A 14898-nucleotide genomic window follows, 5' to 3' on the forward strand; every position below is an offset into this window, starting at 1 on the left:
TGCTGGCAGCCCAAGAAAACATATGCCGAAAGGACTGCCTTTTGAGCTCAAATCCTATATTGAGTTGGTTGAACTCACAGGCCAATGTATTCGCGCCGACAAGCGAGGTCATATCTTTGAGTCACAACCTATACTCTCTCGATTAAATATCGAACCTGAAAACTGGATAAAACTCACTACACAATTTTCACGGGTATTTCACGGTGCAGTTGGTCGAGAGTGGACAATAACCGCTTACTGCGAAACACTTCAAAAACGACGACGGACAAACCTAACAAACTGCGAGCGCTTGTTGGCTTAGCAAAACTCACATTCTCAACGCTAGAATTTCTTACTGTTGTATTTACAGCGCGTTGTCGTGCGCGATAACCCAGTTTTATTGTAGAGGTACGCCTAGGCGATAAGAATTAGCCTATCTAATGAACGTTTTTGACCAAAATGATTGGAGTGTTTACATACTTTTTTTACTTCACTTCCCCAGCTTGAATATCAATAGTGATGGATGTCACTTATTTTTCTGAGATGGATGTCACTTATTTTCCCTTCTTTTCCCTTATTTCCCCTTATTTTCCTCACAAGTAAAGGGCCTTGGCGCAGTTTCCCCCCCCCGGTATTCAACAGGCTTTAAGCTTAAATTATCTGAAAAACGAGGGACTATATTCACTCAGAGACGGATGGATAAAAGTGCATTACGCAACCGGGTAATCTGTTAGATGAAACGCCCTGTGCGGACCCGTATGCAGGGTGTTGTGGGGGCTAGATACCCTCGGCTACTCGATTATAAAACAGTTTTACACGTCATCTTCTGACAACATTTGACGACAATTACGAACTGTTAGTACGCGAATCTCATGGCTTAAGCTATAGATAATACGATAGTGACCAAAAATGATTTCACGATAGTTAGTATTGGGCATTTCAGGAACAAAACGCCCCATTTCAGGCATACTTCCAAGTAGTTCAGTTTTGTCAAAAACTTCGTTTACCCACTTTTCTGCCGCAGGTGGATTATCCAAAGAAATAAATTCCGCTGCATCTCCTAGCTTCTGAAGCGCTAATGGAGACCAAACTACTTTCATTTCTTAATGCGCCCCAGTGCTTGAGCACGAGCATCTTCATTGGAAACACCAAGCCCTGAAGCAAATTGAGCTTCAGCTGTGCGCATTTCTTCAAGTAATTCGATTTTCTCTTGCATTGCTTCATACTCTGCAACATCGAGAACAACAGCTACACCTTTACCACGTTGTGTAAGGACCAATGGACGGCGAGTCTCATTGATTTGTTTGATGTAAGAAGCCACACCTGAGCGAAATTCAGATAACGGCTGAATATCTTGATCGAAATGAATACGACTCATATTGAACTCCAATTGGTACAAAATAACGTACAAATAATAGTTCAACTAACCGTTTTGAGCAAGGAGTTGATTCTGTGTTATAGACATAATGACTCCCACACGGTGTTAGCCTTCGCTTTTAGTGGGTTAGCTTAATAGAACGTGCGCTTTGTGGAACAAAAGTAACGTTGATGACCGTCTTTTGTTCGCTCAAAACGCATTTCAGGTAAAGTCTAACCCCGTTCTTTTTAAACGGTGAGATTCGGGTATGGGCTACTACATTTTATACCTGGTAAAAAGTGCAGATCCCAGCAAACAATAATGATCACGGCAATCAAGTCGCGCCAGTTACTGGCATATCCGAATCAAAGCCAACACTGGTAAACAGGCTATCTAATTCAAGCTCAAAATCTTTGCGATTAACATCCAACGCTTTTAATGTTGTTCCGCCAAGTAACGCCTCTTGGCCCTTCTCTAGGCGTGCATGTAAACAGGCAATTACCGCACGAATGCGATCTCTATCTTGCTGTGCCAATGCTTTTTGACTTTCAGTTTCATGGTCAAGCTTTGCTAACATTTCCAACCGCTCGGAGAGCTCCTTGTACGCTAAAAAATCTAGCTCTAAATTTTTAAACAGTAATTGCTGCGCTTGGTCTTTACTGCTGATATCAACCTTTACGGGTCTTGTCATCATATCAGCCAGCAACGCTCGGAGCTTTTCGTAAGCGGCTTCATTTTGAGACGCGATACTTGTAAGGTCGAATAGTACTTCATGATCCGCAAATTGAAACCGCAGTAACGCTTCACTTTTGTCATATTGCGACGTTTCGCCAGACGAGCCACTACTCATGGCATTCATAAAGTTTTGTTTAAAGGTGTGAGCACGACCGCCGCCAGCAGCAAGGTGATTATCATTTGCTGTAAGCTGATTATGAGCGCTCGGGATCACTAATTTCTCTCGCTCTACAGGTGAAAAGTTCAGTGAAGTAGGCTCTATGAGCGATACTTGATGTCCAGTTAAAAACGTTGGCATTGGGCAAGTCTAAAAAACAATCTCGGTGCTAGACCTTTGCAAGCATTATTCCAAATAAATATTTTCAACAATCAGCCGATGAATTCATATCAATATCCACTGAACACGGAAATATTTCATTTTCTTAAATAACTCGTACAGCTTCATGGGCAATTCATTGCCGCTTAGGTACGTTAGGTTGCCCTATTTGAAGGCTAAATGGCAACAAGTCTACTGCTGAACAAATTGCAAAGCCCGTACTTAAAAAAGAAACGCCGCAATAGCAACGAAAGCGGAATTTGGTATAAACCTTGCTGTATAAATATCAACCACCCAATGGATGTGCTTAATCATGAAATTGACGAAGGAAGAATTACAATTCATTAACCGAACCCTAGCCGGTAATCGCGTTGCAGGCTCGCTATTGCCGGAAGCTAGGGATCAAAAACAGCAAACTCACAGTGAGATTAAAAAGTTACTTGCGAGTATTTCAAATAGTTCTCAGTTTAGTCTCGTTGCCAAAAATGCCAACGAGCAGGTCGAGTTTCCACTTAGCGACCTATCGGCATTGATGGAGATTTTAGACAACAACTTAGAAGCACCTAATATCGTGGAAGCCGCTAACTCTAGTGCGCCACGTAGCTGGCGTACCTGCCCATCAACGCCGGTCAGATTTAGATTGTCTCCTCAAATGATGCCGTTTAACATGGTCTCCATATCCCAATCTGGTGGACTGATTAATACTTTTCCCTACCAAGCAAATGCAATCCAAATTAATGTGATCAGTCGGATTGCTAAATTATATCTTGCCGACCCCATTCCACTGTTTGCAAATGTCCACTCGATAAAAGTGGCAAGCCCACTTGAGCTCGCCGTATCCTTTGCAATGAATAAAGCCGATAACGAAAAACTCAAAGCATTTATTCTTCATAACTACATACAGCGCAAAGGGTTAGATTAGTTCAGCTTGATGGGCGCAACGATAGAGCGCCGACCAAGAAGTGCTTACAATGGCTACAAGGATTGGTAAATCACTCGCATGGCGAGCAATAAAAAGGCACAGCCCAGTATTTTATCAATCACAGTACGTTTAGCCGTTAAATCGAATTTGTCTCTTGCTGAAGCACTCAAAATTGAGACAATAAAATACCACAACGCATCTATCGTTAGCACGGTGATACACATGATAAAACCTACCGTTAGTGTCATCTTTTCTGGGCCGATAAACTGCGAAAAGAGTGCGACGAAGAAAATAGCTAATTTCGGATTCAAAAATGCAATTGCAAAACCATCCTGCGCTGCTTTGGCATACGACGTTGCAACTTGAGACTGTGATACCGCTAACCCTTGGCTCTTACTCATTAGAATTTTTATCCCCATCCATGCCAAGTAGGCGGCACCACCGTAAACCAAAAATTGGTATACAATCGGAAATTGATGAATAAGCCCTGACAACCCTAAGATTGCTAGGCTAGCATAAATTCCAACTCCCAAACCATGCGCAAGGCTTGCGACAATACCGTGTTTGGCACTATGAAATAGGCTATAACGCAAGACAACCGCTAAACTTGGGCCTGGTGACATCGCACCAAAAGCACAAATAGCAGCAAGGCTTAACCAGGCTGTAAGCTCCATAATTTTTCCGTAGAGGATTGCAAAGCGAGTAGGATAACAGATTTGAAAAAATAGATGACACTTTGTAAGTAAAAAGGAGCTACTCGCCCCTTTTTACATTTTTACTACGCTGACTGCGTTTGTAATTCACATTCGCTTTGATGTTGACCAATAAACCAAATGCTATTGGCTTCGCCATAGTAAGCTCTATGCTTTGTCTTATCTGCCATTCGCCAAAAAATAACACCTAAGATCATAGCTGTTAACTCCAAACCAATAGAGGACCAAGCTGTCGCAGGCCAAATGCCAAGACTTGGGATTGCCAAAGCAATGACTGAAGTCAGTGGCAACGAGAAGCACAAAATGGCAATCGCCCTTTGTGACCAAATTGCCGTTTTACTCATACCGATAACGAATGCCGCAATCAAGGTAAACCCAAAACACAGATAATAGACCCACATATACACAACATTAATGTTCATTGTGGTCAACGCAGTCCATTTTGTTACGGCAAACGCCGCGGCTACACCCAATAATGAGCCCATTGCCACGCCAATAGTTAATTTACCCATCACTCGGCTTGACTTTGATTGCTCTGGTTGTTTTTGCTTACGGCGCTTCTCAAGCCACAATAAGTTACCTGTATAAAACAGCACTGCGCCTAAAATCCCCATAATAAAATAAGCCCAGCGTCCAAATTCACCACCGTAACTCCCAAAGTGAAGACCGAATAACGTGGTAACCACCGCCCCCCAGATACCTTGATCGCCGTTCATAACACTGCTTGTAGAAATCTCAAACGTATAAGGATTCATAAACAAAAAGTCTGTGTTAGGTCCGCGCATTAAGTGCTCATCACTTACGAGTTGTATAGAAGCTGAAGGTCCTTTGCTATTTAAGCGACTGAGGGTAATTTCTTTAATTTGATGTTCAGGTGCATAAGCACGTGCCTTTTCCATGATTTCTTCAATGCTGGGTAAGTTCTCAACTTTAAACTCAACCGCTGACGGCGCTTCACGCCCAAATAGTGGTTTATCACCGTAAAGTTTGCCTAGACCATCGTATAAGAAATCATGAAATGCGAATACAATCACCGTAATCGCGATAATAATATGAAACGGTAGGCTGGTGATCCCAATTAAGTTATGCGTATCTAACCAAAAACGGCTAGCCCCTTTTTTGTCTCTTAACGCAAAGAAGCTCTTCACTAGGGTTGGCAATAAGAAGATCACCCCAGATACCAGTGCTACAAAATACAAGATTGCAGCTATTCCAAGTACATAAACTCCAGCATGGTCGTGACCGATTTCACCTACAATACCTGCGCTGCGGTGAAGGTAATCAACCAATGACGACAGCTCATTGATATAGCTGGTATGGGCTTCAAGCTCACCGGACTCATTCAAGGTCCCATGCCATAGCTGCTTATCTAAGCTTAACCCTCTCGCATTACCTTGTTGGTACCACGTAATGGGAGATTGTCCTTCCTCAAAACTGACTTTAATCCCGTTTTGTGACTCTGGATATTGTACGAAAGCACGTCGGAGCAACTCATCGTACTCGGTGGTTTCTACTTGAGACAAATGATGGGAAGGAGGCGTAGCCCATTTATCGATACTGCTTGCAAACATCGTAATAGCACCGGCAAAGAATCCGATAAACAGCAGCAATCCTGTGGTGATCCCCGTCCAAGTATGAACGCTCTGGTAAATCCTTAAAATATCAGCGCGGATCTTCATGCCATCCCTCTTACAAAATACAATAATACATACACAACGATATTCGCCCCACCCAACCAAAGTACTGCTTGCTTATAATTTTTAAACATAAATACAAAGCTTAAAATTAACAGCCAAATAGGTGAAACCATCCACATATTGAACTGGGTGCGCCAACTGTGCTTCTCGACACTTATAGTTTGAGTTAGGCCGTCGCTACCAAGCCAAGCGAAAAGGCCAACTAGACCAAAACTCAACGCTAGGCCTAAAATAATACCTGCCAGCGTTTTACCTAACCAATCGGGTTGAACCTTTTCGACTTGTGACAACCGGCTCATTGTGATTTCCTAAAAAGTATTAAGATGGTGAAGGGAATAAGCGCGGTAAGCACCATGACACCGATAAGCCAACTAAATACGACCGCTGCACCTGCAAAAATTTGTATTGCAAAAATGAATGTAATTGCCAGAAGAATGTAGCCAGCAGATCTGGCATTGTTTGGCAGAGGTCGCTTTAACAAGCGCTGATGCTTGTTTGTGCAGTAAATTAACGTAATTGCAAGGCTCAGAAGAGCGACAAAAAACACACTTAACAAGGTAAAACTCCGTTTTACAATTAGATTGAGGATTAAGGTGAGGTTAAGATTATAACTAATGTTTTATTTTCAGCAACACAAAATACAATTGATATGATAATCATTTTTATTATATAAAGAGTTATAGTGAATATCCTGATACTTCTGTGTGCAAAGGCATGTTAATAGCAGCCACATTGAATTGATTTTTGTATAAACATGAAACGCCCATAATATGTTCTTTTGTTGCGCTTTTTCCAATCTATCATTACGCTTAGAGAAGGTAATTTAGGATAAACGCACTGATGCAAATTGTTCTCTTATTGCTACTCGCCCTACTCAGTACCAACGCGCTGGCAAAAACGGATAGTCGTGCGGTACACATTTGCTTTGAACGGTGGTGGCCTTATAGCTTTGTTAATGAGCAAAAACAAGTTCGAGGCATAGAGGTTGATATAATTAAATCAGCACTTATTGGCACTCCCTATCGAGTGACATTTCATGAACTTCCTTATCGTCGCTGTTTAGCAGGCGTTGCCGATGGTACATTTGATTTTACTTTACATGTAGATGAGGCCGATGGCTTTCCAATCATTGATGTGTCATTCACCACTTGGCTGCTCTCTCTTGCAGTAAAACAAGGTCGCTTCAGCAACCCTGATGACTTTTATCAACTTGCCGCCCCTAGAGTCATGATCTCAGAGGATTACAGCTACCCGGAAGCGGCTGTACAAGGGCTGAAAAAAATCAACGCAGTCATTGTCAGCCGTTCGTTTTATGAGCAAAACCATGACGACGGCAAAAAGTTTTTTAGCGTACTCAATAACAACAGAGTTGATGCAATTTTAGTCGATAAAGTGTGGGCTTTAGAGATGATCCGCCGCCATCAACTCGAAGTTACTTTTCTACCGCGTCCTTTTCATGCTGAGCAGCAATTTATGGGATACAACATCGCTAACCAAGCGATGGCAAAACGTATCGAATCGCTCTTAGAAAAGGTTTCGGATAAAACAATTAAAACTATTGAGATTAAATACTTAGGCGATGATTTTTAATTCCTAACGCAATAATTTCATGTTCAAATAACAAACAAATAACCACACTGCGATGATCTAGTTCTACACTTATAATATCCGTTTATCCATTTGCCTCGCACTCGAAGGAGCTCATATGAAGTCCTTATTTTCTTGGCTCACTGCATTATTATCTTTGATTATTCTTGGCGCTTGTGGTTATTGGTTTTGGCTAACGAGTGAGCAAGAAGAAATACACAGTGTAGAAAAAATAGCAAACAGCGAAAGCAATCCTATTCTTGAGTTTTATCCGCATATTTCAAAAGTTACAAGGCCCGTCGATACCTTCGTATTTCCGATTGCGATAGGAGATATTGGTCCTAATACCAACCTATACTCTGGCCCTAACCAATATCCTTTTTACTGTATGACTCTGGACTCTGGCCTTGGTCAGCCAGAGATAGATAACCACGCGGGACTCGGAGTGCCAGTGATGGATGAGCAATCAAACCAAGTACTTGGTTTTAGTAAAGATTGCATGGCAAAAACGCGCTTACGCTACTTTGCGATAACTTCTGACAACCAAATCAAGCAGTTAGACAAGGGAAACAAAGCGATAGACACAAGCTTACTGTTACGCGTTGAGCAAGGCACCATAAATCGCTTCATTTATACCATAGTAATGCCAATCACAGTTGACGAAATGGGTGATAGACAGGCAAAGTCTCAATGGAATAACCGACTTATCTACCAATTTAATGGTGGTTCTGGGATTGGCTTTAGACAAGGCAGGCAAAAACCAGAGCGTGTGATAGATAGACAGCTTGAGCAGTTAAAGCTTGGCTACGCAGTTATAAGCTCTAGTGGCAATAAAACCAGCTACACCTACAACATGTTACTGGCCGAAGACACCGCAAGACGGGTAAAAAAGCAATTCACAAGTTTGTACGGAGAGCCGCTCTATACGGTCGGAATTGGCGGCTCTGGCGGTGGACTCGCACAATATTTGATTGCACAAAATAGCCAAGGGATCTTAGACGGCCTTATCCCACTTTATAGTTACCCTGATATGATCACCCAAACCACTTACGCGTTAGATTGTGATTTACTAAATAACTACTTTACTTTTAGAGCTAATGACAGAAAAGCATGGCGTGATTGGACCCGCCGCCGTCATATTGAAGGCATGAATGCAATTAACGACTTTCCGCAAAGGGCTGGTTTTTTGCAACCACTCAACCAATTAATGTCAGGATTTGTGCCCTCCTTTCCTGATGGTAATAGTGAATGTATTAATGGCTACTTTGGATTATCTACTTTTATTAATAATCCAAGGCAAGGGTTTTTAAGGGCCTTTTTTGAGGATGAGGTAGTAGAGAGAACAAACTGGAGTTACTGGCAGGACATGGCCAACGTATTTGGCACGGATCAATCAGGCTTAGGATTAAGCACTTGGGATAACGAAGGCGTTCAATATGGACTAGAAGCATTAAAGGCTCAGCAAATCACAATGGCTGAATTTATTGATCTCAACAAAAAAATAGGCGGATGGAAGCCCCAAAACCAAATGCAACAAGAAGAAATTGTATTACCATTTGGCCACAAAGTACCTATTTGGCTCACTCTTTGGGGCAATCATAATATCACCACGCCAGATGATAATGGTGTAGCACCGAGGCACAGCGGTAGCCTTGCTGCGATGGAAAAAGCATATCGCTCTGGACAGGTATTTATTGGCAAAGTTGATATTCCCATCATTGACGCCAGACATTATCTTGAGAATGAGCTAGATATGCATCATATGTCTGCTTCATTTTATACTCGATTGAGAATGTCCGCCGCAGATTCAAACCCAGAGAATCAAGTAATTTGGGTCGCACATCAAGCGTTTAATCCAACTCAACTCGCATTTGAAAAAATGGATGAATGGTTACTCAACCTCAAAGCACAGCCAAATTTATCCGTTGCAGACGCAAAACCGAAGACACTTGCTGATACGTGTTTCGACGAACAAGGTAAAGTCATCGCCAGCGGCAAAGCTGTGTTTAATGGTATCTGGAATAACCAGCCGCAAGGGACCTGTACTGCGAGATATCCGATGTTTTCTACCAGCAGAATTCAAGCCGGTGCAAACTGGGCTGGTGATATATTTAAGTGTCATAAAATATCGATTGAAGAGGCGCGCGCCCAAGGGATATACGGGGATGTAGATATCTCAACACAACTCACCACACTTAAACAAATTTATCCTAAGGGCGTATGCGATTATAGTCAGTCCGATATGGGTAGACCGCAAGATCTTGATTGACCGAGAAAATGTCGCGGCTTAGACTTAGAACTAACAGGAGAACAACGGGTTAGAATTAAGTGATACAAGCATTATTTTCGTACGGCACATTGCAACAGGTGCAAGTGCAACTTGATACATTCGGCAGACGATTAGAAGGCGAGAAAGCGGTACTTTGTGGATTTAAAGTAGGCCAAGTTAAAATAACGGATCCTGCTGTTATCATCAGTAGTCAAAAGGATATTCATCCCATTCTAATCGCGACAGGTAATGTAGAGGATGAAGTCGAGGGCACTGTATTTTTAATCACTGAAGCTGAATTAGCTCAAGCAGACGAGTACGAAGTGGATGACTATCAACGTATTTCAGCAACACTAAACTCGGGAAAAACCTGCTGGATTTACTCGGCAGCTCCCAATGCCCAATTAATTTAGTTCCTAACTAATCCTCGAGTTATTCGTTGTGAATAACTCCGCTTTTCCTTTGTTTGCTATTCAGAGTCACTCTCAAATATAGATCTTACCTCCCACGAATAAAATACAAATATGCCCAGTGTCTTAATTCTTTAAACTTTTATTAATTGAACGTTCAATAAAAATGGCCTGAATTGTCATAAAAGCTCCCCATACTTGCGCCGACTCTTTCAGCGATCACAATTAACCTAGAAGTTGGAACAATTATGAAAACGCAACGCAAGCTAAACCTGATCACTACCGCACTACTATCCACCCTAGCAATTAACGCCTACGCTAACGATGACAAGACTAAAGACGATAAAGTCATTGAAGAAGTTACGGTTGTTGGACAAAGTGTTTCCTTTGCAAATAACGCAACAAGCGACGAAATGAGCAAGCAACAGTCTGCTATGACATCAGCTTTGGCTGTTATTGATAATTTACCTGGTGTACTCATCAACGAAGGGGATACTTTTGGTTCTGACGACTGGTCAACCACTGTTTCTATTCGTGGCTTTCAACTGAGTTTAGACGAGCAGCAAATCGGTATTACGGTTGATGGCATTGCCAATGGTAATTCAAACTATGGTGGTGGTGCGAAAGCAAACCGCTACATTGATACTGAAAACTTGGGTGCAGTGCAAGTATCTCAAGGTACCGCTGATATTGCCTCACGCTCCAATGAGGCATTGGGTGGTACACTTAACTTCACAACCATTGACCCCACTGAAAAACAAGGCTTAACGCTCTCTATCACTAGTGGTGACTTTGAAGCGAAAAAGTACTTCGCTCGTTATGAAACTGGTGAAATAATTGAGAATACCTATGCTTGGATCAGCGTTTCTAGCTCAAGTAACTCAGACTGGATCCAACAAGTCGCGAATAATGAACGCGACCATTTAGCCGCTAAAATAAAACACCAAAAAGGCCCGCTAACGGTAAAAGCTTATGCATCTTATGACGATGTGGTTGAAGCAAACTACCAACGTGTAAGTCAAGAACAATTTGAAGCAGATCCAGCATGGGATAGACTAACGGATACTATCACCGGTATTCCACATATAGACCAAGTATACCGCAATGGCTGGCGTACACACCGCGAAAACATTTTCGGCTACATAGAAGCAACCTATGAACAAACTAATTGGGCACTAACGAGTAATGTCTATTATCACACCAATGAAGGTCGTGGTGATTGGGTTCCTCCCTATTTAGTTGATATCAACAACGACGGATTAAATCAACCTCATTCAGAAGTAACAGGTACTGTACCTTATACTGGCGGTAGTCCTATCGGACGCATTTACTTCGTTGATAGCGAAGGTAAAGCACTAAAACCAAATGCAAAATGTACCTCAAGCCTGACTTTCCCATACGGTGGTGCTGACGAAGAGTATGATCCGGCATGTTATGGTACAGGCGCAATTCCGGTAGGCTCTTATCGACATACGCACTACGGTAAAGACCGTCTCGGGATCAATGCTGATTTTACTTTCTACGGCAAAATTGCCGATATGGATAACACCATTCGCGCAGGGTTTTGGTATGAAGACTACCAACGTGAAGAATGGCGAGATTGGCACAAGCGTATTGATGCTCGAGTCTCAGCTAATTTTGATCATACGCCATATTGGATCCAATATAGCCGTGAGTTTAATGTCGATACAACCATGCTCTACATTGAGGATGAATTAGACTTTGGCCTAGCTCGGCTGCGTGTTGGCGCCAATAAATTCTTGGTCGAGTTAGAAGGTCTCGACAAGTTTAGCGGTCAAAAAGTGGCGCTAGACTCAGACTCTGACGCATTACTAAGCGCAGGGATCGTCGCCCCCATGCCAATCGAAGGCCTAGAGTTATTTGCAGGCTATGCCGAAAACTTTGCAGCTATAAAAGACAACGTCTTAGAGCGCGAAGCCTCTGCACTTGAACAAATCAAGCCTGAAACTGCTGAAAACATTGATTTAGGTTTTAGGTATTCATCTACCGAATTTAATGCCAGCCTGACCTATTATGATGTAACGTTTGATAACCGAATTAGTTTTATAGCTCCAGATTCACCAGATGGTATTGATTATCTGATTGGCACTAATGGTTCATATGTGAATGTTGGCGGTATCGAGTCGAACGGTTTTGAAGCTTCTGCAACTTGGTATGTAACCAACAGCTGGGGTATTTATGCATCATATACATATAACGATTCCACCTACACGGGTGGTTTGAATGACTTCCCGGCGGGTAACACAGTATTTGGCTCTGCAGAAGATTTAGCCGTTATTTCTATTGATTGGGCTGAGGGGCCATATTTCGCGGGTCTTTCAACGAAATGGGTGGGCGAACGTTACATGGATGCAAAGAATACTCAAAGAGTCGATAGCTATATGACTTCAGATTTTTATGCCGGTGTTGCGATTGATTCACCGCTATCTGGTGTTGAAAATATGGAACTAAGATTAACTATCAATAACCTAACTGATGAAAGTTATTTGGGTGGTATTGCTGGTCAATCTGCATGGATAGGTGCTCCACGCACCGCTGCTGTGAACTTTAAGCTCACTTTTTAATAATAAAAGCAAGTAAATAAGGGCACTTCGGCGCCCTTTTTACACCGATACGCCCTAATGTGGATTGGGAGATAAAATGAAGCGTGCAATGTGGTTATTCATACTCACTTTTAGTGTATTTACTCAAGCAAAGCAAAGTGATCCGAACCTTATTCTGGTTACAATAGATGGTGTTAGATGGCAAGAGGTGTTCTACGGATTGGATAATCAGTTAGTTTCCGATAAAGAATCAACAAGCGATCCAAAAGCGCTAAAAACACTTTTTCAAGGGCACAACGCTCAACAAAGCCGTGAAAAGCTGATGCCATTCTTATGGCAATACGTAGTCGAAAACGGCGTTATTCTCGGCGATAGAAAACAAAACTCAACAATGCGAGTTTCCAATCCATGGTATTTTTCATACCCGGGTTACAACGAGGTAATTACTGGTATTGCCGATCCCAATATTGACTCAAATGACAAAAATCCGAACCCAAATATATCGTTTTTAGAATGGCTTCAATCTCAGCCTAGTTTCGAGCCAAACCTTGCCGTGTTTGGTAGCTGGGACGTGTTCCCCGCGATTTTTAATCGTGAAAGGAGCAAATTGCACATAAACGCTGGATTTGAAATTGCAAAACACACAACTAATCCCAAGCTGCAATTTTTAAATGAATTACAAGAGCAAGTTCCGAGCCCCTGGTCCTCAGTGCGCTTAGATGCCTTTACGTATCAATATGCAAAAGCCTATCTGCAAACCCAAAAACCAAGAGTGATGATGCTAGCACTTGGCGAGCCAGATGATTATGCGCATGGTGGAAACTACGACGAGTACATCAAAGGTATTCACCGTGCTGATAAAATATTGGCCGACTTATGGCAAACCTTACAAGCAATTCCGCAATACAAAAACAACACCTACCTACTCATTACTACCGATCACGGCCGAGGCATGGATCGTGAGGACTGGAGACACCACTCATCAAAAGCAGCGATTGAAAAGAACTACCCGAGCATACTTGAGAAGCAGCCTGAGGGGATCGTAGGTTCTGAGCAAGTTTGGTTTGCAGCAATCGGACCCAAGATAAAAGCCAAAGGATTAGTGATCCCAAAGCAAGAGCAAACCTTGTCGCAAGTTACCGCGACTGCGCTTCAATTACTTGGGCAAAACCCTTCTACCTTTAATCCCAAGATAGCACCACCGCTTGAAGGCATCGCGCAATGATCAAACTAAAACGAGCTAAACTCGCTAAGCGCAAGCATTTCACTTGTCTCATGCTATTTCCTTTAATGATGTTTGTTGCAATGAACGTGTATGCCAATGAGCAAGCCACTTTGTCAACAATTCGCTTTGGTTCATGTTCTCATCAAGATAAACCTATGCCTATATTAGCGGCAATTAATAAAGAGAACCCAGAGCTATTTATCTTTCTCGGAGACAACATCTATGGTGACACCACGGATATGGATGTGCTTAAGAAGAAATATGAAAAGCTTAACGCAAACGCGGCTATACAAGAACTACGGCAACAATCTCAAATTATCGCCATTTGGGACGACCATGACTACGGTGAAAATGACGCAGGTTTGGAATATTCTCAAAAAGAAGCCTCACGAAAGATCATGTTAGACTTTTGGCATGAGCCTGCAAACTCTTTGCGACGCACTAGAGACTCCGGAATTTATACCTCGTATGAATATGGCCAAGGAAATCAGCTAATTCGCGTCATTATGCCCGACTTGAGATGGAACCGACCGGCGTTAACGTCAGTATCAAAATCAGATTACGACAACAAACGTAAGCCAAAAAATAGGGGACCGTATAGCCCGGTTCCAAATACGAGTATGCTGGGTGATCAGCAGTGGCAATGGCTTGAGTCTGAGTTAAAAAAACCTGCCGCTATTCGAATTTTCGCCTCTAGTCTACAATTATTACCCGAATTTACTGGGTGGGAAGCTTGGGCCAACTACCCTACTGATAGATCACGCCTTCTGAACTTCATCACGCGCGAAAAACTTGGTGGCGTTATCATTATTAGCGGTGATACACACTGGGGTGAAATTTCGAAGGTAGTACATCAGGACTACCCTTTTTGGGAAGTCACCAGCTCGGGGCTTACAGAAGAGTGGAAACAAGTCAGCCCAAATCAACACCGAGTGTCTGGGTTTACTCATGATGTGAACTATGGGTTCATCGATATTGATTGGTCTCAACCAGATCCCACAATCACAATTGGCTTAAAAGATGTGGAAGGTAAAGAAGTGATGTCAAATATGCTTACGCTATCTGATATTCAATAAACACCGCCAGTTAAGTCAGATACCTCCATTGTTTCTTCATATTTACAC

13 protein-coding genes and 1 pseudogene are annotated in these 14898 nt (G+C 42.4%); 8 read left to right on the forward strand and 6 right to left on the reverse strand.

Annotation, left to right across the window (positions count from 1 at the left end):
* A pseudogene (locus NH462_RS17345) lies at positions 1-301 on the forward strand (transposase); the annotation flags it as partial.
* Positions 302-791: 490 nt separating this feature from the next.
* On the opposite strand, the gene NH462_RS17350 reads toward NH462_RS17345, so the two are convergent.
* The 3 genes from NH462_RS17350 to NH462_RS17360 all read right to left on the reverse strand — a co-directional run bounded on the left by NH462_RS17350 (position 792) and on the right by NH462_RS17360 (position 2369).
* Positions 792-1079: a type II toxin-antitoxin system RelE/ParE family toxin gene (locus NH462_RS17350; RefSeq protein WP_010377835.1), complete on the reverse strand. Its 288-nt coding sequence runs from the start codon at positions 1077-1079 to the stop codon at positions 792-794.
* On the reverse strand, positions 1076-1357 hold the full coding sequence (locus tag NH462_RS17355; RefSeq protein ID WP_253106837.1) for a type II toxin-antitoxin system Phd/YefM family antitoxin: 282 nt from the start codon (positions 1355-1357) through the stop codon (positions 1076-1078). Before NH462_RS17355 ends, NH462_RS17350 begins: the two co-directional genes overlap by 4 nt.
* Before the next feature lie 313 nt (positions 1358-1670).
* Positions 1671-2369: a hypothetical protein gene (locus NH462_RS17360; protein ID WP_253106840.1), complete on the reverse strand. Its 699-nt coding sequence runs from the start codon at positions 2367-2369 to the stop codon at positions 1671-1673.
* A 331-nt stretch (positions 2370-2700) separates the two neighbouring features.
* Here NH462_RS17360 and NH462_RS17365 point away from each other — a divergent pair, with 331 nt between their 5' ends.
* Positions 2701-3309 carry a hypothetical protein gene (locus tag NH462_RS17365; RefSeq protein WP_253106841.1) on the forward strand — a complete coding sequence of 203 codons (609 nt, stop codon included), beginning with the start codon at positions 2701-2703 and terminating at the stop codon, positions 3307-3309.
* Between the two features lie 53 nt (positions 3310-3362).
* Here NH462_RS17365 and NH462_RS17370 read toward each other — a convergent pair whose 3' ends face one another.
* The 3 genes from NH462_RS17370 to NH462_RS17380 all read right to left on the reverse strand — a co-directional run bounded on the left by NH462_RS17370 (position 3363) and on the right by NH462_RS17380 (position 6018).
* Entirely contained in the window at positions 3363-3983 is a 621-nt protein-coding gene (locus tag NH462_RS17370) for a LysE family translocator (RefSeq protein ID WP_253106842.1), read from the reverse strand.
* A 104-nt stretch (positions 3984-4087) separates the two neighbouring features.
* Positions 4088-5701, reverse strand: coding sequence for a PepSY domain-containing protein (locus NH462_RS17375; RefSeq protein ID WP_253106843.1), 1614 nt, complete (start codon positions 5699-5701; stop codon positions 4088-4090).
* Positions 5698-6018: a hypothetical protein gene (locus tag NH462_RS17380; RefSeq protein ID WP_253106845.1), complete on the reverse strand. Its 321-nt coding sequence runs from the start codon at positions 6016-6018 to the stop codon at positions 5698-5700. The genes NH462_RS17375 and NH462_RS17380 overlap by 4 nt, the downstream gene beginning before the upstream one ends.
* A 541-nt stretch (positions 6019-6559) precedes the next feature.
* Here NH462_RS17380 and NH462_RS17385 point away from each other — a divergent pair.
* The 6 genes from NH462_RS17385 (at position 6560) to NH462_RS17410 (ending at position 14850) form a co-directional block, all read left to right on the forward strand.
* Entirely contained in the window at positions 6560-7309 is a 750-nt protein-coding gene (locus tag NH462_RS17385) for a transporter substrate-binding domain-containing protein (protein WP_253106847.1), read from the forward strand.
* Between the two features lie 115 nt (positions 7310-7424).
* Positions 7425-9575 carry a DUF6351 family protein gene (locus tag NH462_RS17390; RefSeq protein ID WP_253106849.1) on the forward strand — a complete coding sequence of 717 codons (2151 nt, stop codon included), beginning with the start codon at positions 7425-7427 and terminating at the stop codon, positions 9573-9575.
* A gap of 59 nt (positions 9576-9634) precedes the next feature.
* On the forward strand, positions 9635-9988 hold the full coding sequence (locus NH462_RS17395) for a gamma-glutamylcyclotransferase family protein (RefSeq protein ID WP_253106851.1): 354 nt from the start codon (positions 9635-9637) through the stop codon (positions 9986-9988).
* 245 nt (positions 9989-10233) lie between these two features.
* Positions 10234-12570 carry a TonB-dependent receptor gene (locus tag NH462_RS17400; protein ID WP_253106853.1) on the forward strand — a complete coding sequence of 779 codons (2337 nt, stop codon included), beginning with the start codon at positions 10234-10236 and terminating at the stop codon, positions 12568-12570.
* 76 nt (positions 12571-12646) lie between these two features.
* Entirely contained in the window at positions 12647-13774 is a 1128-nt protein-coding gene (locus tag NH462_RS17405) for an alkaline phosphatase family protein (protein WP_253106856.1), read from the forward strand.
* Positions 13771-14850 carry an alkaline phosphatase D family protein gene (locus NH462_RS17410; protein ID WP_253106860.1) on the forward strand — a complete coding sequence of 360 codons (1080 nt, stop codon included), beginning with the start codon at positions 13771-13773 and terminating at the stop codon, positions 14848-14850. The genes NH462_RS17405 and NH462_RS17410 overlap by 4 nt, the downstream gene beginning before the upstream one ends.
* Positions 14851-14898 lie beyond the last annotated feature (48 nt).

The sequence above is a fragment of the Pseudoalteromonas sp. OANN1 genome (genome assembly GCF_024124685.1).
GTDB classification, from domain to species: domain Bacteria; phylum Pseudomonadota; class Gammaproteobacteria; order Enterobacterales; family Alteromonadaceae; genus Pseudoalteromonas; species Pseudoalteromonas piscicida.

Excerpts from the sequence above, each read along its gene's own strand:
- NH462_RS17405 (WP_253106856.1), top strand. The coding sequence starts at position 12,647 with ATGAAGCGTGCAATGTGGTTATTCATACTCACTTTTAGTGTATTTACT.
- NH462_RS17410 (WP_253106860.1), top strand. The coding sequence starts at position 13,771 with ATGATCAAACTAAAACGAGCTAAACTCGCTAAGCGCAAGCATTTCACT.
- NH462_RS17350 (WP_010377835.1), bottom strand. The coding sequence starts at position 1,079 with ATGAAAGTAGTTTGGTCTCCATTAGCGCTTCAGAAGCTAGGAGATGCA.
- NH462_RS17370 (WP_253106842.1), bottom strand. The coding sequence starts at position 3,983 with ATGGAGCTTACAGCCTGGTTAAGCCTTGCTGCTATTTGTGCTTTTGGT.
- NH462_RS17365 (WP_253106841.1), top strand. The coding sequence starts at position 2,701 with ATGAAATTGACGAAGGAAGAATTACAATTCATTAACCGAACCCTAGCC.
- NH462_RS17360 (WP_253106840.1), bottom strand. The coding sequence starts at position 2,369 with ATGCCAACGTTTTTAACTGGACATCAAGTATCGCTCATAGAGCCTACT.
- NH462_RS17390 (WP_253106849.1), top strand. The coding sequence starts at position 7,425 with ATGAAGTCCTTATTTTCTTGGCTCACTGCATTATTATCTTTGATTATT.
- NH462_RS17375 (WP_253106843.1), bottom strand. The coding sequence starts at position 5,701 with ATGAAGATCCGCGCTGATATTTTAAGGATTTACCAGAGCGTTCATACT.
- NH462_RS17380 (WP_253106845.1), bottom strand. The coding sequence starts at position 6,018 with ATGAGCCGGTTGTCACAAGTCGAAAAGGTTCAACCCGATTGGTTAGGT.
- NH462_RS17400 (WP_253106853.1), top strand. The coding sequence starts at position 10,234 with ATGAAAACGCAACGCAAGCTAAACCTGATCACTACCGCACTACTATCC.
- NH462_RS17385 (WP_253106847.1), top strand. The coding sequence starts at position 6,560 with ATGCAAATTGTTCTCTTATTGCTACTCGCCCTACTCAGTACCAACGCG.
- NH462_RS17355 (WP_253106837.1), bottom strand. The coding sequence starts at position 1,357 with ATGAGTCGTATTCATTTCGATCAAGATATTCAGCCGTTATCTGAATTT.